The sequence below is a fragment of the Clostridium putrefaciens genome, from assembly GCF_900461105.1.
GTDB lineage: Bacteria > Bacillota > Clostridia > Clostridiales > Clostridiaceae > Clostridium_L > Clostridium_L putrefaciens.
Genome location: NZ_UFWZ01000001.1, coordinates 2,856,262 through 2,881,833, shown reverse-complemented (window position 1 = coordinate 2,881,833; position 25,572 = coordinate 2,856,262). Strand labels below are relative to the sequence as shown.

Below are 25,572 nucleotides of genomic sequence, written 5' to 3'. Positions count from 1 at the left end.
ATTTTATAACCGTTTTAAATAATAAAGGGACTTTAAAGTCTCTTTATTATTTCTGTTTTAATATATTATATAATAACTTTTGTTGTATAATATATTAAAGCAGAATTAAAGTTTAAAAATGTATAGGTGATTATATAATAACAAATGGAGGAAATATTAATGCATTTGATAGTAGGCCTAGGTAATCCAGGCAAGGAATATGAAGATACAAGACACAATGTTGGATTTAATTTTATAGATAATTTATCTGTAAAGTATAATATTTCATTAAACAGGATAAAATTTAAAGGAGTGTATGGAGAAGGCTTTATAGAAGGGAAGAAGTGTATATTGCTAAAACCTAGCACATATATGAATCTCAGTGGAGAAAGTATTAGAGAAATAGTGAACTTTTATAAGATAGATAGTAAAGATATAGTAGTTGTTTATGACGATATAAGCATAGATATAGGAAGAATGAGAATAAGAACTAAGGGAAGCGCAGGTGGACACAATGGAATAAAGAGTATTATATCTAGCTTAGGTACAGATGAATTTCCTAGAATAAAAATTGGTGTTGGGTGTCCTAAGGGAGACCTTATTTCTCATGTATTAGGAAAGTTTTATAAAGATGATAAGATATTAATAGATAGTACAATAAAAGCTTCAATAGAAGCTGTAGAATTAATAGTAAAAGAAAACCTATATGAAGCTATGAATAGATTTAATGGGTTTATTGCAGAGAAATAGAGGTTTTATGGTTTAAGGGGTGTTATTAAGTATGAGATTTAATGGTTTATTAGAGCCTTTAAGGCAAAGTAAGGAATTTTTAAACATAAAGAAAAGCATGGAGGGAAAAAGATATCCTATATCTTTATACGGGATGTCTGAGTCTTCAAAAGCATATATAATCGATGCTATATACGAAGAGGAAAAGAAAAAGAACTTTTTTATAATAAGTCATAGCGATTTAGAAGCTAAAAATATATATGAGGATTTATCATTGTATATTCCAGAAATATATTACTTTCCTACAAAGGAAGTTGTCTTCTACAATATAGATGCAGTATCAGGAGATCTTAGGTGGGAAAGATTAAAGGTTATAAAAGAGATGATAAGTGACAATAAGAAAGTAATTGTTACATCCATAGAAGCTTTATCATCTAAATATACGCCTATAGAATTATATAAAAAATATAATCTAAAATACAAGGTGGGAGATGTTTTAAACACAAAGGAGCTAACAGAGAAATTAATTCAATCAGGATATGAAAGAATGCAACTTATAGATGGGAAAGGACAATTTTCTTTAAGAGGAGGAATATTAGATATTTATCCACCTATAAGCGCCACTCCTTTTAGGATAGAGCTTTTCGGAGATGAAATTGATTCAATAAGAAGCTTTAATGTAGAATCACAAAGAAGTATTGAAAAGGTTGATGAAATAGAGATATTTCCAGCTAAAGAAATGATATTAAATAGTGATGAAATCCAAAAAGGATATAATTTAATAAAAGAGGATCTTGAAAGTTTTATAAGTACTCATAAAGGAAAAGAACATAAGGAGATGGTGGCTAAATTAAAAGCGATGGTTAATTCTAATTTAGAATCTTTAAAAGAAAATTGGAACTTTGAAACTATTGATAGTTATATACCATACTTTTTTGATAAGCCATCTAGCTTTTTTGACTTTATGGAAGATGGAATAATTATAGTAGACGATATTCAAAGATCCATTGGAAAGTTAGAGAGTATATATTATGAGTTTGAAGAAAACTACAAGTCATTCTTAGAAAGAGGAGATATACTTCCAAGGCAAGGTAGCCTTTTGATATCTAAAGAAAATATAATATCTCAGTTAGAAACAAAAGAAGTATTGACACTAGATTCCATTGTAAAAGCTGGTGACTACCTAAAACCAAGGACCATAGAAAGCTTTTCTGAGATAACTCTAACAAGTTATGGTGGAAAACTAGAATTATTAATGGAAGATATAAAAGATAAAAAGAGTAAGGGATACAAGATTGTAATACTCTCTGGAACAAGACCAAGGGGTGAAAGGTTAGTAGAAGCTTTAAGAGATAAAGGCATTGAAAGTTCGTATAAAGATATAGTATCGAAGATTGAGTATGGTGAGGTTGTAGTTACCTTTGGGAATCAAATTAAAGGATTTGAGTATCCAGAGCTTAAGGTATGTTTGATTTCAGATAGAGAGGTTTTTGGTGAAGCTAAACGTAAAACAAAGAAAAAGTCCTCTAATAAAAAGGGTGTTGGAAAATTAAAAAGTTTTTCTGAGTTAAATTTAGGTGACTACGTTGTTCATGTAAATCATGGAATAGGTGTATATAAAGGAATAAAACAAATAGAAGTTCAAGGACGTATAAAGGACTATTTAGATATAAGTTACGATAAAGAAGATAAGCTTTACGTTCCTGTAGAACAGCTAGATATGGTACAAAAGTATATAGGTAGTGAAGGGAAGTCTCCAAGGGTAAGCAAGCTTGGAGGAACGGAATGGACTAAAGCTAAGAATAAGGTTAGAGCTTCTATAGATGAAATAGCACAAGACCTGGTTAAGCTATATGCTGAAAGATCTAAACTTAAAGGATATAAATATTCAAAAGATACGGTTTGGCAAAAGCAATTTGAAGAAGAATTTGAATATGAAGAAACACCGGATCAGCTCACTTCTTTGCAAGAAATAAAGAAGGATATGGAATCAGGAAAGCCCATGGATAGGCTTTTATGTGGGGATGTGGGTTATGGAAAGACAGAGGTCGCTGTGAGAGCAGCATTTAAAGCAATCATGGATGGAAAGCAAGTAGCCTTTTTAGTTCCAACTACTATTCTTGCAGATCAACATTTTAAAAACATGGTAAAAAGGTTCTCTGATTTCCCAATTAATATTGATATGGTAAGTAGGTTTAGGTCAGCAGCTGAGCAAAAGGCTACATTAACAGCGTTAAAACAAGGTAATGTAGATTTATTAATAGGAACCCATAGGTTAATATCAAAAGATGTGGAATTTAAAGATCTAGGTCTTCTTGTAGTTGATGAAGAACAAAGATTTGGAGTAACACATAAAGAAAAAATGAAAAATATGAAAAAGAATTTAGATGTACTAACATTAAGTGCTACACCTATACCTAGAACACTTCATATGTCGCTTACAGGAGTAAGGGACATAAGTGTAATAGAAACACCCCCACAAGAGCGCTACCCTATCCAAACTTACGTAGTAGAATATAATGAGCAGCTTATACGAGATGCTGTATTACGTGAAGTAAATAGAAAGGGCCAAGTTTATTTTGTGTACAACAGGGTAGAGGACATTAAAAATATGGCTGGGTACCTACAAAAGTTGCTTCCTGAAGTTAAAATGGCAGTAGCTCACGGACAAATGACCGAAAGAGAGCTAGAAAAGGTAATGATAGGTTTTATGAGTGGTGAAATAGATATGATTATATGTACCACTATAATAGAAACGGGTATGGATATTAAAAATGTAAACACAATGATTGTTTATGATTCAGATAAAATGGGACTTTCTCAACTTTATCAATTACGAGGACGTGTAGGAAGAACTAATAGGATAGCTTATTCTTACTTTACTTATAAAAAAGATAAGATATTAACAGAAGTTGCAGAAAAGAGGTTGAAAGCATTAAAGGAATTTACAGCTCTTGGATCGGGATTTAAAATTGCAATGAGAGATCTAGAAATAAGAGGAGCTGGAAATATGATGGGATCTTCTCAACATGGACATATGGCAGCTATAGGATATGATCTTTATTGTAGAATGTTAGAGGATACAATAAGTCTTATTAAAGATGAGATAGATAAAGAACCTGTGGAGACAGCTATAGATTTAAAAGTGGATGCATATATACCTAATGATTATATAGAAAATGAGATGCAGAAAATAGGAATATATAAAAAGATAGCTTCTATTGATAATAAAGATGATGTTTATGACATAATGGAGGAGCTCGAAGATAGATTTTCATATATAGTACAGCCAGTAAATAACCTTATAAATATTTCATATATAAGAAGTCTTGGAAAGATTTTAAAGATAGAGGATATAAAAGAGAAAGGTGAAGAGGTTGTATATCAGTTTGATAAAAAAGAAAACTTAAATGAAGATTTAATAAAAGGTTTAATGAGTAAGTATAACAAAAAGATTATATTTAAATTTGGAGAAAAACCAGCGTTTTCATATAAGCTTTCAATGGTTAAACGTGAAGATATGTTAGAGGAATTTAAAAATCTTTTAGAATATATGGTAATCATAAAGAATGATCTGTCTAAGAAGGTAGAAAATGCAGATAAAGAATAAGAAAATGTATCACTAATTATTTTTAAAAGATATCTAAATATTAATTGAATTTACATTGAATTACTGATAGAATCAGAAATATGCACAAGATTAAAAAGAGAGCGGAGGAATAATAGTGAAGAATATAAAGAAGATGATAACTATGGCTATTATAACTGTAGTTACATTAACAACAGCAGGATGTAATATGATAGAAAAGACACCAGAAGCTATAGCTAAAACCCCAGTAGCAAAGGTAGCAAATAAAAAGATTACCAAAGGTGATCTAGATAAGAAAATGCTTCCTTATGATCAAATGATAATTCAACAATTTGGAGAGGATTATAAAAGTAATCCAGAGGCTGTAGAAGGAGTAAATAATCTTAGAACTCAAATGGTAGATCAATTAGTTGCCCTTCAAGTATTTACAAAAAAAGGTGAGGAACTTAAGGTTTTACCAACAACAGAAGAAATGGATGCGGAAGTTGAAAAAAGATTAGGTGATATGAAAACTATGTTCGGAAATGATGAGGAAAAGTTCGAGGAAGCTATGAAAGCTCAAGGGCTTACTTTAGAAGAGTTAAAAGAATTTATAAAAGAAGATACTACAATGACTAAAATGCATGAATATATAGTAAAAGATGTTGTAGCAAGTGAAGAAGATTCAAAAGCATATTATGAAGAAAATAAAGAAAAATTATATACACAAAAACCAGGAGCTAATGTATCTCATATATTGGTAAAGGACGAGGAAACTTCAAAGTTAATAAAATCAAAGATTGATTCAGGTGAAGACTTTGCTGCACTTGCTAAAGAATATGGAACTGATGGAACCAAAGATTCTGGTGGACAACTACCTTTTATAGAATATGATACTGAAGGGTATGACCAGGACTTTGTAAAAGGAATGAAAGAGCTCAAAGAAGGAGAAGTATCAGATCCTATAAAGTCTCAATTTGGATATCATATAATTAAAGTTTCAGGAGTTAAAGATACACCTGAGGTGATAGAATTTGATGTAGTTAAACAACAAATTACTGATGAGGTATTAAAGACAAAGAAAAAAGAAACCTTTGACAATACATTGAAAGATTGGGAAAAGGAACTTAAAGTTAAAAGATATAAAGAGAATATAAATATATAAATAAGATAAAGATAAAAGCTATAAGAAGGTTATTACACCTTTTTATAGCTTTTATTTGTTTTTGACAATGAAGTCATATTTGGCCATTACTTTTGTTAAATTAGCCATATGAAAATAAAAACCTACAATAGTGTATAAAATTACATGTGTTGATAGATAATAATAATGCAATAAATCAATAGTAATAAACAAGTAAGGAGGAAAATAAATGAAAGCTACTGGAATAGTTAGACGTATAGATGACCTTGGAAGAGTGGTCATACCTAAGGAAATAAGAAGGACATTAAGGATTAGAGAAGGTGATCCCTTAGAGATATTTACAGACAGGGAAGGGGGAGTTATATTAAAGAAATACTCTCCAATAGGAGAACTAGGTGACTTTTCAAAAGAATATGCAGATTCTTTGCAACAATCAATAGGGAATATAATATTGATATGTGATAGAGATGAGTTTATATCAGTTAGTGGAACTCCTAAAAAAGATTATATGGAAAAGAAGATTAGTGGAGAGTTAGAGAAGGTTATGGAAGAAAGAAGACCAATAATGCTGTCAAGAGAAAAAGATAACTTGATTGCAGTTTACAATGAAGAGGAACCTGCAGAAAAGTACTATGCACAGGTTATATCTCCTATATTAGCAGAAGGAGATGCAATAGGAGCAGTTATAATTCTTTCAAAAGAGGAACAGCAAAAGTTTGGTGAATTAGAACTTAAAATCGCTGAAACTGCATCTTCCTTCTTAGGTAAACAAATGGAGCAGTAATTAAATTGAATATAACGCATAATTACTTGCTACAACATTAAGATTATTGACATAAAAACAATAATATATTCAGTATATTATTGTTTTTAATAAGAATAAAACTAATAAATAAATTTTAGTAATAATACCTCAAATCTTAAAATAGACATAATTAGTAAACTATTTATAAGATTTGGAGGTATCACATGAAAAAACACTCACTTATTAAGGGCACTATAATACTTGGACTTGCAGGAATCATATCTAAGTTTTTAGGATTATTTTTTAGATGGCCTCTTATAATGTTAATAGGGGATGAAGGAATAGGGTATTATCAAATGTCCTATCCTCTTTATACCTTTTTTATAGCCTTAGCTTCAGGAGTGCCAATAGCTATATCTAAATTAGTTTCCGAAAAAAATGCTTTAGGTGACAAAGAAGGAATAATGAAGGTTCTTAAAGAATCTTTCATATTGATGATTTTTATGGGGCTTGGTAGCACTGCTTTGCTTCTTATATTTTCTAAACACATAATAAGTTATTTGCAGTGGAGTGAAAATTCATATTACTCGCTTATTGCAATATCTATAGCACCTTCATTTATAGCCATAATGAGTGTACTTAGAGGTTTTTTCCAAGGATTACAAAATATGAAGCCAACAGCTGTATCTCAAATTATTGAGCAGCTAGGTCGAGTGATAATAGGAGTTGGACTTGCTGTTTTATTATTACCTTATGGAGTGGAATATGCAGCGGGAGGAGCTGCTCTTGGTGCATCCGCAGGAGGGCTTTTTGGAGGTGTTTATTTAACCATAAAATATATAAGGATAAAAGTGCCAATAAGTCTATTTAAATTAAAAAAGGATGAAAAGATTCTAGAAAGCTTACTTAGAATTTCAATGCCATTGTCCCTTGGTGCAACAGTTGCAACTATAATGGGACTCATAGATTCGATTTTAGTTCCTAAAAAGCTGCTAGAAGCCGGACTCACATCTAAAGGGGCTACAATACTTTATGGTCAGTTAACAGGAAAAGCTAATGTGCTAGTAAATGTTCCTTTAACACTTTGTGTTGCATTGTGTTCTGCAATAATCCCAATTATTGCGGAGGCGTATATATTAAGAAGAAAAAGTGACATTATAAATAAGGTGGAGGTTGCAATTAAGGTATCATCTGTAATTGCAATTCCATCTATGCTAGGACTTATGTTTTTAGCAAAGCCTATAATGACGCTTATATTTCCGAATTATGGGGAAGGATATAATATATTAAAGTATTTATCTTTATCTATACCAGCTACGGCATTAGCTCAAATAAGCACTGCAATATTACAAGGTACAGGACATTATTTTAAACCTATCATAAACCTTTTTGTGGGATGTATATTTAAAGTGATGATAACATTGTTTATGGTTCCATTGCCATTTTTCAATATTTACGGTGCTGTCATAGGAACAATAGTTGCGTATACAATAGCAGCATATCTCAATATGAAGGATGTAAGAAAAAAGCTAAATATAAGCATAGATTATTATAATACCACTATAAAACCATCTTATGCATCTGTTATAATGATAATAGCGGTGATTATAAGTTATAATAAAGCAATTATTTATACTGGTAGCAACGGTATAGCTTGCATTGTATCCATACTTCTAGGTATTATTATATATATAATTTTAGTGATTGCTTTTGGAGTATTTAAATATAACTATATAAAAGATAGATTTTTAAGTAGATAGGGGAGAAACAAATGATTAAAATACTAGGCCTAGGACCTGGATCACCTGAAGCATTAACATTAGGCACATTAAATGAGCTTAAGTCAGGAAAAGATATATATCTAAGAACAGAAAAACATCCAACGGTAGACTATATTAAAAGTATGGATATAAAAGTTCATACCTATGACTTTGCTTATGATAAGTTTGATAGTTTTGACAAAGTATATCAGTTTATAGCTGAGGATTTAATAAAAAGGCATGAAATAGTGGACGAGGTTATATATGCAGTACCTGGTCACCCTTTAGTAGCAGAGAGGACTGTAAATATCTTAATACAATTATGTGAAGCCCAGGGGATACCTATAGAGATTGTCCCAGCGGTAAGCTTTATTGATGTTATCATAGAAAGACTAAAGATAGATCCCATAAATGGACTTAAAATAATAGATGCTTTTGATGTTGAAAATCAAAGATTAGATAATAATACAGGATTAATAATAACCCAGGTATATGATAAGTTAATATCATCAGCGGTTAAGATTAGATTACTAGATTACTACCATTATGATAAAGAAATATACTTTGTTCGGGCAGCTGGTGTTAAGGGAGAGGAGAGCATAAGGAAAATACCACTATATACATTAGACAGGCAAACGGACATAGATTACCTAACATCATTATACATACCTAAAGGAGGTAAAGAAAATAAAGGCTTAAGTGACCTATTAGAGATAATGGAGAAATTACGGTCTGAAGAGGGGTGTCCATGGGACAGAGAACAAACACATGAAAGTCTAAAAAGGTATCTAGTAGAAGAGAGCTATGAGGTTATAGAGGCCATAGAGGAAAAGAATGATGAAAAGATTATAGAAGAATTAGGCGATGTACTACTACAGGTAGTGTTTCATGCTGTTATAGGAAAAGAAGAAGGTTATTTTAACATTAATGACATCATAAATTCTATAAGTAAGAAGATGATAGATAGACACCCTCATGTGTTTGGAGATACAAAAGTTAATAATTCAAAAGAGGTTATAATAAACTGGGAAGAAATAAAAGGTATAGAAAAGGGATATGACACTGTGGTAGATGCTATGAAACATATAGCAAAATCTTTACCCTCTTTAATAAGAGCAGAAAAGGTACAATCAAAGGCTAAAAAGGTAGGCTTTGACTTTGATGTTGTAGATGGAGCTATGGAAAAGATAATAGAAGAGTTTTATGAACTAAAGGAAGTATACAAAGGTTCAAATGAGGCAATAATAGAAGAAGAAATGGGAGATTTGATATTTTCTTGTGTTAATGTAGCTAGGATACTAGGAATAGATTCAGAACTTGCCCTTAATAAAACTATAAATAAATTCATAAAAAGATTTAGATTTATTGAAGATACAGCTAGAGATAAAAAGGTAAAATTAGAGCGGATGTCACTAAAGGAAATGGATAAGTTATGGAATTTATCAAAAGGTAAATAACAAAAAAGAGACAGTTTAAAAGGGGAATTAATGTAAATGTAGAATAGTAATATTTATAAAAGTATTTTGCGTTCTCAAATAGCACATTACAAATAAAAAGATAAAATACTTGTAATGTAGATGTAGACTTGTATTGCAATTAATTATATAATATGATAATGTATAATAAATTTATAAAACTTATACATACAAACTTATTCGATATATTGTTTAGGTTTAAACTAACTCTAATTTAAAGGAGGAAATAAAAGTGAATAAATCAGAATTAATCTCAAGCATGGCTGAAAAAAGTAAATTAACTAAAAAAGATGCAGAAATAGCATTAAAAGCTTTTATAGAAAGCGTAGAAGAGTCTTTAGAAAAAGGTGAAAAGGTTCAATTAGTTGGATTTGGAACTTTCGAAACAAGACAAAGAGCTGAGAGAGAAGGAAGAAACCCAAGAACTAAAGAAACTATAAAGATTCCTGCAACAACTGCTCCAGTATTTAAAGCTGGTAAAGAGTTCAAGGAAAGAGTAAACAAGTAATTGGAAAACTATTTAACCCGGGTTTATCTCGGGTTATTTTTGTAGGGGGAATTAAAATGAGATTAGATAAATATCTAAAAGTATCTAGAATAATAAAGAGAAGAACAGTTGCAAAAGAAATTTGTGAAAGTGGTAGAGTTACTATTAATTCAAAAGTAGCTAAGGCAAGTACGGATATTAAAGAGGGAGATATAATAGAGATTAAGTTTGCTAATAACTCTTTAAAGGCAGAAGTGTTAAAACTTTCAGAACATGTTAAAAAAGAAGAGGCTAGACTTATGTATGAAATAATAGAGGGTGAAGAGGATATAGAAGATTAGAAAGCTTTTACAAAAGGCTTTCAAGAAATCTCATAATTTTCATATATAACGATTTATGCAAGAACTTTAGTCTCTTAAAAGGTGGTTAAGTTATAACTTGTATATAACTAAAATAGGTGTAAAAAATAAATAGCATATATATACAGCCTTTCACATATATTGTAGAGAAATATAGTAGGAGGTTGTTTTCTTATGGAAAATAAAAAAGACATCAAAGTTGAAGATAAAAGAAGCAATTTGACTTTAGATAATAGAAAGAGGTTATTTCTTACAGGTGTTATAGAAGTATTCAATTTTAATGAAGAAACCATTTCTCTAAATACATGCGTCGGAGTGTTAAACATAAGAGGCAAAAACTTGAAGATGAACAAGTTAGATGTTCAAAATGGAGAAGTAATAGTTGGTGGAACTATAGATTCATTTGTATATAGCACTTTAGAAGCAAAAAGAGTTAATACAGAAGGCATAATAAAAAGATTATTTAAATAGGTGGAGATAAAGATGATAATACCCTTATTATTTCAATTTAAGACGATACTATTTAGCATACTATCAGGTATTATAACTGGTATATTATTTGATTTTTATAGAGTTATAAGAGGTCACAATAAAAATAAATTATTATCGACTTTCCAAGATCTTTTATTTTGGATTTTATCATCGATTATTGTATTTGTTTTTTTGCTTTATACCAATTATGCTCTTATTGTACCCTATGTTTACCTATACATAGTTCTAGGGATATATATATACCTTAAAATTTTAAGTGAATATATTTTAAAAGTGCAATATTCTATATATGGATTTATAGGAAAGCTGTTTAGAATGAGCTTTAATCACTTGTTTTACCCATTAAAATTAATATTTTATAACAAAAGTAAAAAATAACTATGAAAACACTTGAATAAAATAGGTTTTATATTTAAAATAGAGATATAGATAAACCGTACTATTATCTTAAAGGGGAAAAGAACTATGAAAAACAAAAAAGTTACCCTTAAAAGTGTAATAATAATTTTATTATTGATTTTTAGCTTATATACAATAATTACTCAACAATTAACTATGGGTAAGATTAAAAAAGATATATATAAGCAAGAAAAGGAGCTAGAATTAGTAAAAGAAAAAAATCAAAAGTTAAAAGATGAATTTGAGTTATCAAACACTGGACTTTACAAGGAAAAACAAGTAAGAGAAAGATTAGGATATGTAAAGTCTGGAGAGACTCCTGTAATAGACAGTAAGTCAGAGTAACTCACTTGAGTTTAGGTTTATTATTTTATATAATATAATATATTAATTATTTTTAAGGAGGAGTCTTTTTAATATGACCTTAATGGCAGGAAACATTTTAGAAGGTACAGTGGTTAACATTACTAATTTCGGGGCTTTTGTTGAAATTGAAGGAAAAACAGGTTTAGTTCATATTTCTGAAGTAGCAGATAATTTTGTTAAGGATATAAGAGAATATCTTAAAGAACAAGATAAGGTAAAAGTAAAAGTTATTTCTATAGATGATAATGGCAAAATTAGTCTTTCTATCAAACAAGCTAGCGTAAAGCAAAGATCTAATAAACCAGCTGAAATTGATTGGGAATCAGAAAAAGGTAAGGCAGCTTCAGGTAACTTTGAAGATATAATGACAAGATTTTTAAAGGATAGTGAAGAAAGATTACAAGATGTAAAAAAACATCAAGACAATAGATCAAGAGGATATAATAAAAAAATGTAACTTAGCATGATAAGTGGTAACCCTCTAGATTTTTAATATAGGGGGTTATTTTTATTTTAAAAAGATATTTTGTTTTACTGAGAACTTAAAATCAAAAAAATGTTATAAAAAAATAAATCTTTGAAAGCCTTATATTGCAACGTGTTAACGGATTGTAAAGGGATAAAAATAGCACATAAAAATCACAATAAAAAAAGTTGTTGACAATAGATATAACATGATATATAATAATGTATGTCGCCAAGAAAAAACATGAAATGCTGGAGTGGCGGAACTGGCAGACGCACAGGACTTAAAATCCTGCGGTGGTTGAACACCGTACCGGTTCGATTCCGGTCTTCAGCACCAATACACTTATACATTTGATTAAATAATAATGACGCGGAGTGGAGCAGTTGGCAGCTCGTCGGGCTCATAACCCGAAGGTCGTGGGTTCAAGTCCTACCTCCGCAACCAAAAAGTAAATATGGCGGAATAGCTCAGCTGGCTAGAGCATTCGGTTCATACCCGAAGGGTCGTAGGTTCAAGTCCTATTTCCGCTACCAAAGATGCTGGAGTGGCGGAACTGGCAGACGCACAGGACTTAAAATCCTGCGGTGGTTGAACACCGTACCGGTTCGATTCCGGTCTTCAGCACCAATTTACTTATATATTTAATTAAATAATAATGACGCGGAGTGGAGCAGTTGGCAGCTCGTCGGGCTCATAACCCGAAGGTCGTGGGTTCAAGTCCTACCTCCGCAACCAAAAAGTAAATATGGCGGAATAGCTCAGCTGGCTAGAGCATTCGGTTCATACCCGAAGGGTCGTAGGTTCAAGTCCTATTTCCGCTACCAAAGATGCTGGAGTGGCGGAACTGGCAGACGCACAGGACTTAAAATCCTGCGGTGGTTGAACACCGTACCGGTTCGATTCCGGTCTTCAGCACCAATTTACTTATATATTTAATTAAATAATAATGACGCGGAGTGGAGCAGTTGGCAGCTCGTCGGGCTCATAACCCGAAGGTCGTGGGTTCAAGTCCTACCTCCGCAACCAAAATTAAATATAGATAAAAGCTTATCTATTATAAAAAAAAGTATTCGTAAAGATTAATCTTTACGAATACTTTTTATTTATGTCTAAAAATCAAAGTGAAATTAACTAAAGGATATTTATCTTTTAATGTTATAATTATCACTTGAAGCAAATAATTTGTTAATGTATGAGAAAAAATATGTGGATATCTTCTTATAACTAAAAGTTATCCACATATTAATATGATTTCTTTTGATACACGACAAATAAAATATAATTTTAAGATGATACCTTACCAAATAAGGTATCTTTTTTGAATTTAAGAAAATATGAAAGCATTTTATGTCCTAATAATAAAAAGTCTACAAACACCTTGTGACATTTATTTCCTTAAGATCTTGTTATAATCTAATTAAGATAAAGGTTACTTACATGAGATTAATAAGAATAAAACTTAAAGAAGTAGAGGGGGACACATACTATGCAATATGGTGCGGAGGTTGTAACTTATAAAAGACTAAAAGAAAAGACTAAAGAAGAAAAAAGAGAAGAATATGTATCGGTGATTAAAATAGTTCTATATTTTTTGGTAGCTATATCTATAAGTAGGGTGATGCTTATTAATAGTACAGCTCCTTTTGGTATAGCTTTTATAATGGCGGTTGTTAATGAAAGAAAGGATAAACTTGATATTGCAGCTGGGACAGGAGCTCTCTTAGGATATGTTACCCTATATAATAAAATTGAAGATATAGCTCTTTATATAATAATTATAGGTAGTACTATACTCTTTTCACATTTAACAACAAAAATAAATAGAAGAAAAAGAATAATATATCTAACCCTAATTATGGTATTAGAATCTATTTTTTTCAAGATGATAATAAGTGGGTATACCCTTGGTATAAATATTTTGACTTCACTATTTCAGATAGGGTGTATAATTCCTATATATATAATTATAGATTATGCGTTAACTTGTTCAAAGGATTTTAAAAGTAAGCATCTTTTTACAAACGAAGAAATAATAAGTATGGCCATAGTGCTATCTTTAACAATTTCAGGTACATGGGGTATTAAGATTTTCAATATAGATATTAGAAATGTTATAGGACTCGTATTTGTGTGTATAATGGCTTATGTGAATGGAAGTTCTACTGGTGCAGGAACAGGTGTATCTATAGGGATAATTATGGGTATAACATCAGACAATATGGTTAATTACGTTGTAGTATATTCTATATGTGGATTTGTAATGGGGATATTTAAAGAGACAGGAAAATGGTTCACTGCGCTATCTTATATAACGGTATTTACACTGCTTAAAGTGTATTTAGGATTAAGTACAGATTTTAAACTTATAGAAGGAATCCTAAGTGTCTTAATTTTTATGTCAATTCCAAATAAGATTTATGAAAAGATATCTATAGAACTTGGGTGGGAAAAGAAGCAAGATATCATTAATGAAAGCTATATGTATAAGTTAAAGGAAGTATTTACAGAAAAGCTTGATAGTTTTTCTGATGTATTATTAAACATGTCGAGTACTTTAAATAACTTGGTAGATAATGATAAGTTGCTTATGAAAACTAAAAGTAGTGCGCTTGTAGAGAATTTAGCAGATCGTGTTTGTAGTAATTGTGATATGAAGTCTATATGCTGGAAAAGAGAGATGCACTGTACCTATATAGCTTTTAGTGAGCTTATACAAAATTATCAAGAGGGTATACCAAAAATACCTGAAGAAATAGATAGAAAGTGCGTTAAAAGAACTTCACTTATAAAAAATTCTGAAGAGCTCTTAAATTCATATGTTATAAATGAAATGTGGAGAAGTAGGCTAGGAGAGGGAAGAAAATTATTAGCTTCTCAAATTCATAATATGGCGAAATCTATAGGGGAAATAGTTAAGGATTTTAGTTCGGAGGTATCTATTAACAATGAAATTGAAAGGCATATAAGAAGATATCTTAATAAGTTTAATATAAAGATAAATGACATATTGTGTTATGATGATAGAAATGCTAGGTTGAAGGTTAAAATTACCCTAGCCTCTTGTGGTGGAGGACAAAAATGTGTTAAGGAGATATTGCCTGTTATAAACGATGCTGTAGGGAGGCCAATGTGCATTTTTGATGAGGGGTGTGTCATAAACCCAGAAAGCAACAATTGTACTATAACCTTTGAAGAAACACCTAAGTATCACGTTGCTACAGCCATTTCTAGAAGATGTAAAGATGGTGAAGTGCTTAATGGTGATAGTTATAGTTTTGGGAAGGTTAAAGATGGCACATATATGACTATAATAAGTGATGGGATGGGTTCGGGGCCACAAGCTAGTGAAGAAAGTAGAGCAGCCATAGAATTAATAGAAAGATTTACAAATGCGGGATTTGATAAGATTACTGCTATTAATACTGTGAATTCCATAATGGGATTTAAATTTTCCGAGGATGAAAAGTTCTCTACATTAGACTTAAATTCTATAGACTTATATAGCGGAAAGATAACTTTTATGAAGGTAGGCGCAGTGGCTAGTTTTATTAAAAGAGATCAAAAAATAGATATTATAAAATCTAAAACCTTACCTATTGGAGTTTTAGACAAGGTGGATATTGATATAATAGATAAAAGGGTGAAAAATGGAGATATAGTTGTTACTGTAAGTGATGGTGTTTTAGATTGTTGTGAGGGTGGAAGTATTGAGTGGTTAGCGGAGTATCTTATTAAAAGCAATAAAAACACCCCGAAAGAATTAGCGGAAGATATTTTAGAAAGAGTTAAAGAATTGTCTGGAGGAAAGATTAAAGATGATATGACGGCTATAGTCTCTAAGGTGTATAACTTGTATTAATAAAGATGTAGGATGGGGACTCTAAATTTTAAGAGGTTGTAATTCTGTATTTAAATTATTACTACAATATGATATTGTAGTAATATATATAGAATTAGCCTCTTGAATTAAAGTATTGAGTTCTATTTTTATTGTAATAAATTATTTATATAAGTATGATATAATATGTTATTATAGGAATTAGGAAGTGGATTAATGGAAAAAAGGATTTTAGAATACATAGAAAAGTATTCAATGATACAAAAAGATGACAAGGTTTTAGTTGCTCTATCTGGTGGGCCAGATTCTATAACTTTATTACACGTACTTTATAGATTAAAAGATGATCTAGGAATAACCCTTTATGCGGCACATATAAATCATAAACTAAGAGGGGAAGAGGCTGATGAAGATGAGAGATATGTAAAAGAGATTTGTTCCTCGATTAATATTCCTTGTTATGTAAAGGTTGCGGATATTAATGTCATATCTAAAGAAAGAGGAATATCTAGTGAAATGGCAGGTAGAGATGTGAGGTACGATTTCTTTGAAAGCTTAAAGAAAGATTTAAATATAAATAAAGTAGCATTAGCTCATAATTCTAATGATAGAGCTGAGACGATTCTTATGAGAATTATGCGTGGAACTGGTATAGAAGGACTTGCAGGAATAAAGCCTGTAAGAGATAATACATATATAAGACCTATATTAATAATCTCACGGAAAGAGATTGAGGATTACTGTGCGATAAATAAACTACGTCCAAGAATAGATAAAACTAATAATGAACCTATATATGCTAGAAATAAGGTTAGGTTAGAACTTATACCTTATATAAAAGAGAATTTTAATAAAGATATAATAAATACATTAAATAGGTTTTCAGAACTTATGGTAAGAGATAATGATTATTTAGAAAAGATATCTTATGAAAAGTTTATGAAATATGTAGAAATAAATTCTAAAAGAGATATAATAATTCATAAAGAGGCTTTTAAAGAACACGATTCAATTGTTACTAGAATAATAAGGTACTCTATAGAAAAGTTAGAAGGTACATTAAATAATATAGAAATGACACATATTTCTAGCATAGTATCCTTAAGTATTCAAGGAACAGGGAAGACAGTAAATCTCCCACACGATATCACGGTATCTAATGTATATGGAGATATATTTATAAAAAAGAATTCTAAAAAGGTTATAAAAAAAGAAAACTTAAGTTCAATAATTAATTTAAAGGATTATAATGAAGAGGAGTTAAAGGGTGGTATTAATATTAACATACCTGAATTTCAAATGTCCTTATTTATAAAATTATTAAATGATGATAATATTAGTAATTTAAATTTAAAGGGCAAATCTAATTGTAAGTACTTTGATGCAGATAAAATCAAAGGAGATATAAACATTAGATATAGAAAAGCCGGTGATAAATTTATTCCTTATGGTATGTCAGGTAGTAAAAAGTTAAAGGATATATTTATTGATGAAAAGGTACCTAGAGAACAAAGAGATAGTGTTGTACTTATATGCTTTCATAATCATATAGCTTGGATAGAGGGTTATAAGGTTAGTGAACTTTTTAAGGTAGAACATAAAACTAAAAACATTTTAAGTATAACTATTGAAAGAGGGGAAAGTTACTAATGAAAAATGATATCGAAAAGGTTCTTTTAACGGAGGAAGAGTTAAAAGAAAAGGTAAGAGAAATTGGTAGTAAGATTAGCGAAGATTACAGAGGGGAGGAATTAGTACTTATTGGCGTACTTAAGGGATCTGTAATGTTTATGTCGGAACTTATGAAAGAAATTTCTATATATTGTAGCATGGATTTTATGGCTGTTTCTAGTTATGGAAATGGAAGCGAAAGTTCTGGAGTGGTTAGAATATTAAAGGACTTAGATGAGTCTATAGAAAATAAACATGTAATTATAATTGAAGATATAATTGATTCAGGTATAACTTTAGAGTATTTAATTAAATACCTAAACGGTAGAAACCCAAAGAGCATAGAAATAGCATGCCTATTAAATAAAAAAGACAGGCGAAAGGCTAATATAGGTGTAAAATATTTAGGATTTGACGTTCCGGATTATTTTTTAGTAGGTTATGGATTGGACTTTGCTGAAAGATATAGGAATCTCCCTTACATTGGTATATTAAAAGAATCTATTTATAAATAAATAATTAACGTTAGTACTTATTGTAATGAAAAATTTAGTGTGTTAAAATCTTAGAATAACGAAAAAGAGAGGGGGGCCTATAATGAAGAAATTTTCAAGTGCAACGGCCTGGACTATAGTATTTATATTTGCAATAATTGCAGCTTTAACATGGTCTCAAACAGGTAAAGGTACAAATACAATAGCATTTAATGAATTTCAACAAGAATGGAAAAATAATAACATAACAAATATAAAAGTTAGAGAAGATAAGATGCTAGTAGAGGGTACTCTAAGTGACGGCAAGGCCTTTATAACTGTAGTGCCTGCACAAAGATTATATCAATTTATGACTAGCTATCCTAACACAGGAGAAATAAAGGAGACTTATGAGGCTCCTAGAAATACATCGGTATGGGTTCAAATGATCCCTACACTTTTACTTATGGGAGTAATGCTTTTTGCAGTGTGGTTTATATTTATGCAGCAATCCCAAGGTGGCGGTGGTGGAAACCGAGGAGTCATGAATTTTGGAAAGAGTAAGGCTAAAATGGCTACACCAGATAAAAAGAAGGTTACATTTAACGATGTAGCCGGTGCAGATGAAGAAAAAGAAGAACTAGCAGAAATAGTAGATTTCCTAAAGCAACCTAAAAGATATTTGGAATTAGGTGCAAGAATACCTAAAGGAGTTCTTTTAATTGGACCTCCAGGTACTGGAAAGACACTTCTTGCAAAGGCCATAGCTGGAGAAGCAGGAGTTCCGTTCTTTAGTATATCTGGATCTGACTTTGTTGAAATGTTCGTTGGAGTAGGAGCGTCTAGAGTTAGAGACCTATTTGAACAGGCAAAGAAAAATGCTCCATGTATTATATTTATAGATGAAATTGATGCAGTAGGTAGACAAAGAGGTGCTGGACTTGGCGGTGGACATGATGAAAGAGAACAAACACTAAATCAACTTTTAGTTGAAATGGATGGGTTTGGTGCTAATGAAGGAATAATAATGATTGCTGCAACTAACAGACCGGATATATTAGATCCTGCTCTTCTTAGACCAGGAAGGTTTGATAGACAAATAATGGTTGGAGCACCTGACGTAAAGGGAAGAGAAGAAATACTTCAAATCCATACAAAAAACAAACGTTTATCAGAAGATATAAATCTAAAAGTTTTAGCTAAAAGAACTCCAGGATTTACAGGAGCTGATTTAGAGAACTTAACTAATGAAGCTGCATTATTAACAGTTAGAAAAGATAAGAAGTTTATTGAAATGGAAGAAATGGAAGAAGCGATAACAAGAGTTATAGCAGGACCAGAGAAAAAGAGCAGAGTTATAAGTGAAGGTGATAGAAAACTTACAGCTTATCATGAAGCAGGCCACGCAGTAGTAATGAAGCTTTTACCTAACTCAGATCCAGTTCATCAAATAAGCATAGTTCCAAGAGGAATGGCTGGAGGATATACTATGCACTTACCAGAAGAAGATAGGGCGTATATCTCAAAGTCCAGGTTAGAAGATGAAATGGTTGGACTTTTAGGTGGTAGAGTCGCGGAACAACTTATTATAGGTGATATAAGCACAGGTGCAAAAAATGATATCGATAGGGCTAGTAGCATTGCAAGAAAAATGGTTATGGAATATGGAATGAGTGAAGCCATGGGGCCAATAGCTTTTGGAGCAGATCACGATGAAGTATTCTTAGGAAGAGACCTAGGCCGTGGAAGAAACTTTAGCGAAGAAATAGGAGCTAAAATAGATAGAGAAATAAAGGGCCTTATAGATAGAGCTTACGATGAGGCACAAACCTTATTGAAAGATAATTTAAATAAGCTTCATGCTGTGGCACAACAACTTTTGGTGAAAGAAAAGCTAGAAGCGGATGAATTTGAACAATTATTTCAAAACGCATAAATAAAAGAAGGTTATCTTAATAAGATAGCCTTTTTTTTATAACTTATAAAGAAGGGTTCGCAATGACTAGAGTATTTGAATTTGCTTGAATATTGCCTATTATTGAAATATATAATAAGTTATACAGTATATATAGGAAAATATGATATAATATATTTAAGTTATACATAGAACCATTTAACGGTGAAAGCAAAATAGGTGAATAAAGTCACTATAGATATAGAGTCACCAAAAAGGATTTTATGCAAAAGATAAGTTAATACTAACAGTGTAATAAAATATAATACACAAACCATTAATAGATTTGTTGTATTTAAATAAATATATGGAGGGAGGTAGTGTCGATAATTTAATCGACATGAGTATAATATGAAAACTGATATTCAAATAGCACAAGAGGCAAAAATGATGCCAATAAAAAATATATCTAAAAAGATGGGGATACTAGAAGATGATGTAGATTTTTATGGTAAATATAAGTGTAAGCTTTCCTTAGATATTTTAGAAAAAAACAAAGATAAAAAAGATGGAAAGTTAATACTGGTAACAGCTATAAATCCAACACCAGCAGGAGAAGGTAAGTCAACTGTTACGGTAGGACTTGGTCAAGCATTATGCAAAATGGATAAAAACGCAGTAATTGCACTTAGAGAACCATCTTTAGGACCAGTTTTTGGTGTTAAGGGTGGAGCAGCTGGTGGTGGGTATGCACAAGTAGTACCTATGGAAGAGATAAATCTTCATTTCACTGGAGATATGCATGCCATAACTACAACAAATAACTTATTAGCAGCAGCTATAGATAACCATATTCATCAAGGAAATTCACTAGAGATTGATTCAAGAAGGATAGTTTTTAAAAGAGTTATGGATATGAATGATAGAGCATTAAGGAAGACAGTTGTAGGACTTGGTGGCAAACCAAATGGATTTTTAAGAGAAGATGGATTTATGATAACTGTAGCTTCGGAAGTTATGGCTATACTATGTCTTTCTAATAGTCTTATGGAACTTAAAGAACGTATGGGAGATATATTGGTAGCTTATAGTTTAAAAGGACATCCTATTTATTGCAAAGACTTAAAGGTTCAAGGTGCAATGGCTCTTTTGATGAAGGATGCTATAAAGCCTAATTTAGTTCAAACACTAGAAAATACTCCTGCGATAATTCATGGAGGACCTTTCGCTAACATAGCACATGGATGTAATAGTATAATTGCAACTAAAACAGCATTAAAACTAGGGGATTACGTAGTAACTGAAGCTGGATTCGGTGCTGATCTTGGAGCAGAAAAATTCTTTGATATAAAGTGCAGGTTTGGAAATTTAAAACCTAATTGTGTTGTTATAGTAGCTACAGTAAGAGCTATAAAACATCATGGTGGAGTAAAGAAAGAAGATTTAGGTAAAAATGATGTAGGGGCTGTAGCAAATGGAATAAAAAATTTGGAAAAACAAATAGAAAATATCAAGGCTTTTGGAGTTGCGCCGGTTGTTGCAATAAATAGGTTCTTAACAGATTCAGATGAGGAATTAAAGTTTATAGAAGATTATTGCAATAATATAGGAGCAAAAGTGGCGTTAACAGAAGTGTGGGCTAAAGGCGGAGAGGGCGGAATGGAACTTGCTAAAATTGTTATAGATACAATAGAAAATGAAGAGAGTAAGTTTAGCGTATTGTATGACAGTGATTTAAGTATAAAAGAAAAGATAAATAAAATAGCAACAACTATATATGGTGCTAAGGGCGTTATTTATGAAATCCAAGCAGAAAAACAAATTAAGGAACTTGAAAAGTTTGGACTTGATAAAAAACCTATATGTGTAGCTAAAACTCAATACTCATTATCTGATAATCCACAGCTTTTGGGAAGACCTGAAGGATTTGAAGTTACGGTAAAGGAAGTTAAAGTTTCAAATGGTGCAGGGTTTATAGTTGCCTTAACAGGAGATATAATGACTATGCCAGGTCTACCAAAAGTACCAGCAGCAGAAAACATGGATATAACTGAAAGTGGAGAAATACTAGGATTATTTTAATAAACTTAATATAAATAAGAAGACTACCTTTAAAGAAACTTTAAAGGTAGTCTTCTTATTTTGATATATCTATTAAATATTTATGTGGTTTTAACAGAAGTTTAGCACTTGAAAAGTTTTTAGGGCGATAGCCCGTTGATTTATAATGATTTGTATCAAATTAAGAAAATCGTTATTAATTCCGATTTTTGCTGGAATTTATAAGGGAAAAACTTGCATAATAAAAGCATCCTTTTTATAATAGTTTTAACTAGAAACTTAAAATAAAAGGATGCTGATAAAATGAACACAAATTATTTAAAACAAATGCTCACCTATATTAATAAGGTATATCATATAGGCAAAAAAATCAATACCTTAAAGGATAAAAGAATAAAATTTTCTGCAAAAGTTTCAACAATCTCCTTTGTGGTATTATTTGGGTTTATACTTCAAATAAGAAGTTTCAATAGATTAGAACACTTACTTGAAAAAAATAAATTTAAAAAGTTGCTACCTAAGAAAACTAAAGTGCCACGTATTGATACCGTTAGGCGCTCATTAAGCGACTTTGACTTAGAAGGTTTAAATAATATGCACAATCAAATAATAAAAACTGCGGTAAAAAATAAAGTCTTTAGAGCTAGTACTATGGATGGTTTAAAGGTAGTGGCAATAGATGGTGTAGAATTATTTGAAAGCACCAAAAAGTGTTGTGATAAATGTCTTAGCCGAGTTCACAATGGTGGAGTTACTCATTATTTTCACAGGTCAGTAGTATGTTCAACTGTAGGCTCTGATCCGCACCTTATTTTAGGACAGGAAATGCTTGAACCTAAAACAGATGGATCAAATAAGGATGAAGGTGAAACTACCGGAGGGAAACGCCTAATCAATAGGCTATATAAAGAATTTCATCATTTTGCAGATATCATAGTCGCTGACGCTCTATATTGTAAATCCACTTGGATTAAAGAAGTGCTATCAATTGGAATGAATGCAGTAGTACGAGTTAAAGATGAAAGACTTCATATTGTCAAAGATGCATTAGCTTTATTCAAGTGCAGGGAGCCAAATAAAAAGTGGGTTGTGAATAGAAAAAGTAACAACTATATAAAAATAAAAGCCTGGGATGAAGATAATTTTGAAATGTCTAATTCAGAGATAAAAGTAAGATTTATAAAGTTTATAGAAGAAGTACATAAAAAAGATAAAGTAGAAATCAAAGAATCATGGATTATAACTACAGACAAATTTACTTCAGTAGAAACTTTGTGGAAGATAATGCATAAAAGATGGGATATTGAAAATAATGCGTTTCATCAGTTAAAAACGGAGTGGCATTTAGATCATTGCTTTCTTCATAGCCCTACAGGTGTAGAAACAGTGCTTATGTTTATAGTAATAGCCTTTAACTTAATGCAATTATATTTTTTTCGGTGCATTAGAGGGTTTAGAAGAAAAAGGATGTTGCAAATAAATATAATTGAGGATTTAAGGGATGAGATGCTATTAGTACAAGATTGGATAAATCCTATCTTCGATACTACTTAACTAGTTTAATAATTGTAAATTAATTTTGAAGATACTTTGGGGAGGGGGAATTTATAGCCATTTTGCGACCTATCTTTGTGTTGTGTTTCCATATATCTTAATGAATGTAATAGGTGACAATTACAGTAAGAGTAAAATTTTCACTGGGATTTTAATGCGAAATCTCTGTGGTTTTAATAAAAAACTTGACAAATTATATTTAGTTGTTAGAATTATATTGTCAAACTATAATTTAAGGTTAATAAGACATATAATTTTTAGAACTTAAGAAGATAAGAGGTATAGAGAAAAAATAAAGGCAGCTTTTTGGCTGCTTTTTTATAATATTTAATAGGGTGGTGATTATAGTGGTATTACTTATCGATGTAGGAAATACTAATATAGTACTTGGAGTTTTTGATAAAGACAATCTTATTGCAGACTGGAGACTATCTACAGATGCAAAAAAGACATCAGATGAATATGGCATAGAAATATTACAATTATTTTTATACAGCGATTTAGAATACAAACAAATAAAAGGGGTTATAATATCTTCTGTAGTTCCTAATATAATGTATTCATTAGAACATCTTATAAGAAAGTATTTTAAATTAGAACCTGTTATTGTAGGTCCTGGTATAAAGACTGGAATAAATATTAAGTACGATAATCCTAAAGAGGTAGGGGCAGATAGAATTGTAAATGCGGTGGCAGCACATTATGAGCATAAAAGACCAATTATTATTATAGACTTTGGAACAGCAACTACCTTTTGTGCAGTAAATAAAAATGGGGATTATTTAGGTGGAACCATTTGTCCTGGTATAAAGATTTCTTCGGAGGCATTATTTGAAAGAGCTGCAAAGCTTCCTAGAATAGAACTTGCAAAACCAAGCTCTATTATTGGAAAGAATACAATAACTAGTATGCAAGCTGGTGTTATATATGGATATGTAGGCCAAGTTAAATATATTGTATCTAAAATGAAGAAAGAAATGATGGAATTAGGGGAGGAAGAGCCTTTCGTAATTGCAACAGGTGGACTCGCAACTCTTATTGCTGAGGAAGCAAGATGCATAGATAAGATAGATCCTCTACTTACATTAAAAGGACTAAATATAATATATAAAAAAAATGAGGAGTCGTCTTATGGAGATAGGTGATATATACATTAAAAATCCCGTTTTTTTAGCTCCTATGGCTGGATTTACTGATGTAGCTTTTAGGTCTATATGTAAAAGTATGGGATGTGGTCTTACATATACTGAAATGGTTAGTGCTAAAGCTCTATACTATGGAAATGAAAATACACAAAGGCTATTAATGGTTTCAGAAAATGAAAGGCCACTGGCGGTACAGATATTTGGGAGTGACCCTTATATCATGGCTAACATAGCAGAAAAGCTAAGCGAGAGAGAAAATGTAGATATAATTGATATAAATATGGGCTGTCCTGCCCTTAAGATAATTAAAAATGGTGAAGGATCTGCACTAATGAAAAATCCAAAACTTGCTTTTGATATTGTTAGAGAGGTGTCAAGGGCATCTAAAAAACCTGTAACGGTAAAGATAAGAAAAGGATTTACAAAAGGTGAGTCTACAGCTGTAGACTTTGCTAAAGGTTTAGAAGAAGCAGGAGCAAAAGCTATAACAGTTCATGGTAGGACTAGAGAACAAATGTATCAAGGTAAAGCAGATTGGAATATCATAAAAGAAGTTAAAAGTGTATTATCTATTCCTGTAATAGGAAATGGAGATGTTTTCTCAGCGGAGAATGCTAAAGACCTTGTAGAGTTATCAGGCTGTGATGGAGTTATGGTAGCTAGAGGAGCCCTCGGGAACCCGTGGATATTTAATGAAATAAATGATATGCTAAGAGGAGAAAATGTTATAAGCCCAACCCCTTTAGAGAAGGTTGATTTATGTATACAACATTATAAAAGGTCATTAGAATATGATAAAGAGGAAAAAGCAGTAAGAGAAATGAGAAAGCATATAGCACTGTATATTAAGGGGTTAAAAAACTGTACAGATATAAAAAATGATGTTAATATATGTAAGGAATCAAAAGAAGTTATTGAGATATTGCAAAGCTATAAAGAAAGTTTAAAAGATACATAAATATAG

At 31.1% G+C, this 25,572-nt stretch carries 20 protein-coding genes and 8 tRNA genes; all 28 read left to right on the top strand.

Features of this window, described 5'->3' with window-relative positions; translation table 11 throughout:
• Positions 1-159: 159 nt before the first annotated feature.
• The 28 genes from pth to dusB all read left to right on the top strand — a co-directional run bounded on the left by pth (position 160) and on the right by dusB (position 25,566).
• Positions 160-729, top strand: coding sequence for an aminoacyl-tRNA hydrolase (pth, locus tag DY168_RS13290; protein ID WP_115642162.1), 570 nt, complete (start codon positions 160-162; stop codon positions 727-729).
• A gap of 31 nt (positions 730-760) precedes the next feature.
• Entirely contained in the window at positions 761-4,318 is a 3,558-nt protein-coding gene (gene mfd / locus DY168_RS13285) for a transcription-repair coupling factor (protein ID WP_115642161.1), read from the top strand.
• Positions 4,319-4,433: 115 nt separating this feature from the next.
• Entirely contained in the window at positions 4,434-5,441 is a 1,008-nt protein-coding gene (locus tag DY168_RS13280) for a peptidylprolyl isomerase (RefSeq protein WP_115642160.1), read from the top strand.
• Positions 5,442-5,649: 208 nt separating this feature from the next.
• Positions 5,650-6,204 carry a stage V sporulation protein T gene (gene spoVT, locus DY168_RS13275; protein ID WP_115642159.1) on the top strand — a complete coding sequence of 185 codons (555 nt, stop codon included), beginning with the start codon at positions 5,650-5,652 and terminating at the stop codon, positions 6,202-6,204.
• A gap of 185 nt (positions 6,205-6,389) precedes the next feature.
• The gene (locus DY168_RS13270; protein WP_115642158.1) at positions 6,390-7,925 is read left to right on the top strand and encodes a putative polysaccharide biosynthesis protein; all 1,536 of its coding nucleotides are present in this window, start codon (positions 6,390-6,392) and stop codon (positions 7,923-7,925) included.
• 11 nt (positions 7,926-7,936) lie between these two features.
• The gene (gene yabN, locus DY168_RS13265) at positions 7,937-9,382 is read left to right on the top strand and encodes a bifunctional methyltransferase/pyrophosphohydrolase YabN (protein WP_115642157.1); all 1,446 of its coding nucleotides are present in this window, start codon (positions 7,937-7,939) and stop codon (positions 9,380-9,382) included.
• A gap of 250 nt (positions 9,383-9,632) precedes the next feature.
• Positions 9,633-9,908, top strand: coding sequence for an HU family DNA-binding protein (locus DY168_RS13260; RefSeq protein WP_115642156.1), 276 nt, complete (start codon positions 9,633-9,635; stop codon positions 9,906-9,908).
• Positions 9,909-9,964: 56 nt separating this feature from the next.
• Positions 9,965-10,228 carry an RNA-binding S4 domain-containing protein gene (locus DY168_RS13255; RefSeq protein WP_115642155.1) on the top strand — a complete coding sequence of 88 codons (264 nt, stop codon included), beginning with the start codon at positions 9,965-9,967 and terminating at the stop codon, positions 10,226-10,228.
• A gap of 192 nt (positions 10,229-10,420) precedes the next feature.
• Positions 10,421-10,717 carry a sporulation protein YabP gene (yabP, locus tag DY168_RS13250; RefSeq protein WP_115642154.1) on the top strand — a complete coding sequence of 99 codons (297 nt, stop codon included), beginning with the start codon at positions 10,421-10,423 and terminating at the stop codon, positions 10,715-10,717.
• Between the two features lie 12 nt (positions 10,718-10,729).
• Positions 10,730-11,116 (top strand): spore cortex biosynthesis protein YabQ, encoded by a 387-nt coding sequence (yabQ, locus tag DY168_RS13245; RefSeq protein WP_115642153.1) that lies wholly within the window; start codon positions 10,730-10,732, stop codon positions 11,114-11,116.
• A gap of 87 nt (positions 11,117-11,203) precedes the next feature.
• The gene (locus tag DY168_RS13240; RefSeq protein ID WP_115642152.1) at positions 11,204-11,482 is read left to right on the top strand and encodes an FtsB family cell division protein; all 279 of its coding nucleotides are present in this window, start codon (positions 11,204-11,206) and stop codon (positions 11,480-11,482) included.
• Positions 11,483-11,555: 73 nt separating this feature from the next.
• Positions 11,556-11,960: a S1 domain-containing RNA-binding protein gene (locus DY168_RS13235; RefSeq protein ID WP_115642151.1), complete on the top strand. Its 405-nt coding sequence runs from the start codon at positions 11,556-11,558 to the stop codon at positions 11,958-11,960.
• 259 nt (positions 11,961-12,219) lie between these two features.
• Positions 12,220-12,308, top strand: a tRNA-Leu gene (locus DY168_RS13230).
• 32 nt (positions 12,309-12,340) lie between these two features.
• A tRNA-Met gene (locus tag DY168_RS13225) sits at positions 12,341-12,416 on the top strand.
• Between the two features lie 12 nt (positions 12,417-12,428).
• Positions 12,429-12,505 (top strand) — tRNA-Met (locus DY168_RS13220).
• Positions 12,506-12,510: 5 nt separating this feature from the next.
• Positions 12,511-12,599 (top strand) — tRNA-Leu (locus tag DY168_RS13215).
• A 32-nt stretch (positions 12,600-12,631) separates the two neighbouring features.
• A tRNA-Met gene (locus tag DY168_RS13210) sits at positions 12,632-12,707 on the top strand.
• Positions 12,708-12,719: 12 nt separating this feature from the next.
• Positions 12,720-12,796, top strand: a tRNA-Met gene (locus tag DY168_RS13205).
• 5 nt (positions 12,797-12,801) lie between these two features.
• Positions 12,802-12,890, top strand: a tRNA-Leu gene (locus tag DY168_RS13200).
• Between the two features lie 32 nt (positions 12,891-12,922).
• Positions 12,923-12,998, top strand: a tRNA-Met gene (locus DY168_RS13195).
• A gap of 460 nt (positions 12,999-13,458) precedes the next feature.
• A complete protein-coding gene (spoIIE, locus tag DY168_RS13190; protein ID WP_115642150.1) occupies positions 13,459-15,831 on the top strand; it encodes a stage II sporulation protein E in 2,373 nt (790 codons plus the stop codon).
• Positions 15,832-16,026: 195 nt separating this feature from the next.
• The gene (tilS, locus tag DY168_RS13185) at positions 16,027-17,460 is read left to right on the top strand and encodes a tRNA lysidine(34) synthetase TilS (RefSeq protein ID WP_115642149.1); all 1,434 of its coding nucleotides are present in this window, start codon (positions 16,027-16,029) and stop codon (positions 17,458-17,460) included.
• Positions 17,460-17,996, top strand: coding sequence for a hypoxanthine phosphoribosyltransferase (gene hpt / locus DY168_RS13180; RefSeq protein WP_115642148.1), 537 nt, complete (start codon positions 17,460-17,462; stop codon positions 17,994-17,996). The genes tilS and hpt overlap by 1 nt, the downstream gene beginning before the upstream one ends.
• 82 nt (positions 17,997-18,078) lie before the next feature.
• Positions 18,079-19,890: an ATP-dependent zinc metalloprotease FtsH gene (ftsH, locus tag DY168_RS13175; RefSeq protein ID WP_115642147.1), complete on the top strand. Its 1,812-nt coding sequence runs from the start codon at positions 18,079-18,081 to the stop codon at positions 19,888-19,890.
• A gap of 369 nt (positions 19,891-20,259) precedes the next feature.
• A complete protein-coding gene (locus DY168_RS13170; protein WP_115642146.1) occupies positions 20,260-21,930 on the top strand; it encodes a formate--tetrahydrofolate ligase in 1,671 nt (556 codons plus the stop codon).
• A gap of 282 nt (positions 21,931-22,212) precedes the next feature.
• Positions 22,213-23,463, top strand: coding sequence for a transposase (locus DY168_RS15120; RefSeq protein WP_115641940.1), 1,251 nt, complete (start codon positions 22,213-22,215; stop codon positions 23,461-23,463).
• Between the two features lie 347 nt (positions 23,464-23,810).
• Positions 23,811-24,608 carry a type III pantothenate kinase gene (locus tag DY168_RS13160; RefSeq protein WP_115642145.1) on the top strand — a complete coding sequence of 266 codons (798 nt, stop codon included), beginning with the start codon at positions 23,811-23,813 and terminating at the stop codon, positions 24,606-24,608.
• Positions 24,595-25,566, top strand: coding sequence for a tRNA dihydrouridine synthase DusB (gene dusB, locus DY168_RS13155; protein WP_115642144.1), 972 nt, complete (start codon positions 24,595-24,597; stop codon positions 25,564-25,566). Before DY168_RS13160 ends, dusB begins: the two co-directional genes overlap by 14 nt.
• Positions 25,567-25,572: the final 6 nt, after the last annotated feature.

Bases quoted from the DNA above. Each gene is read 5' to 3' on its own strand.
- spoVT (WP_115642159.1), top strand. From the start codon at position 5,650: ATGAAAGCTACTGGAATAGTTAGACGTATAGATGACCTTGGAAGAGTG.
- spoIIE (WP_115642150.1), top strand. From the start codon at position 13,459: ATGCAATATGGTGCGGAGGTTGTAACTTATAAAAGACTAAAAGAAAAG.
- tilS (WP_115642149.1), top strand. From the start codon at position 16,027: ATGGAAAAAAGGATTTTAGAATACATAGAAAAGTATTCAATGATACAA.
- DY168_RS13235 (WP_115642151.1), top strand. From the start codon at position 11,556: ATGACCTTAATGGCAGGAAACATTTTAGAAGGTACAGTGGTTAACATT.
- DY168_RS13170 (WP_115642146.1), top strand. From the start codon at position 20,260: ATGAAAACTGATATTCAAATAGCACAAGAGGCAAAAATGATGCCAATA.
- DY168_RS13255 (WP_115642155.1), top strand. From the start codon at position 9,965: ATGAGATTAGATAAATATCTAAAAGTATCTAGAATAATAAAGAGAAGA.
- ftsH (WP_115642147.1), top strand. From the start codon at position 18,079: ATGAAGAAATTTTCAAGTGCAACGGCCTGGACTATAGTATTTATATTT.
- hpt (WP_115642148.1), top strand. From the start codon at position 17,460: ATGAAAAATGATATCGAAAAGGTTCTTTTAACGGAGGAAGAGTTAAAA.
- yabN (WP_115642157.1), top strand. From the start codon at position 7,937: ATGATTAAAATACTAGGCCTAGGACCTGGATCACCTGAAGCATTAACA.
- DY168_RS13270 (WP_115642158.1), top strand. From the start codon at position 6,390: ATGAAAAAACACTCACTTATTAAGGGCACTATAATACTTGGACTTGCA.
- mfd (WP_115642161.1), top strand. From the start codon at position 761: ATGAGATTTAATGGTTTATTAGAGCCTTTAAGGCAAAGTAAGGAATTT.
- pth (WP_115642162.1), top strand. From the start codon at position 160: ATGCATTTGATAGTAGGCCTAGGTAATCCAGGCAAGGAATATGAAGAT.
- DY168_RS15120 (WP_115641940.1), top strand. From the start codon at position 22,213: ATGAACACAAATTATTTAAAACAAATGCTCACCTATATTAATAAGGTA.
- yabQ (WP_115642153.1), top strand. From the start codon at position 10,730: ATGATAATACCCTTATTATTTCAATTTAAGACGATACTATTTAGCATA.
- DY168_RS13240 (WP_115642152.1), top strand. From the start codon at position 11,204: ATGAAAAACAAAAAAGTTACCCTTAAAAGTGTAATAATAATTTTATTA.
- dusB (WP_115642144.1), top strand. From the start codon at position 24,595: ATGGAGATAGGTGATATATACATTAAAAATCCCGTTTTTTTAGCTCCT.
- yabP (WP_115642154.1), top strand. From the start codon at position 10,421: ATGGAAAATAAAAAAGACATCAAAGTTGAAGATAAAAGAAGCAATTTG.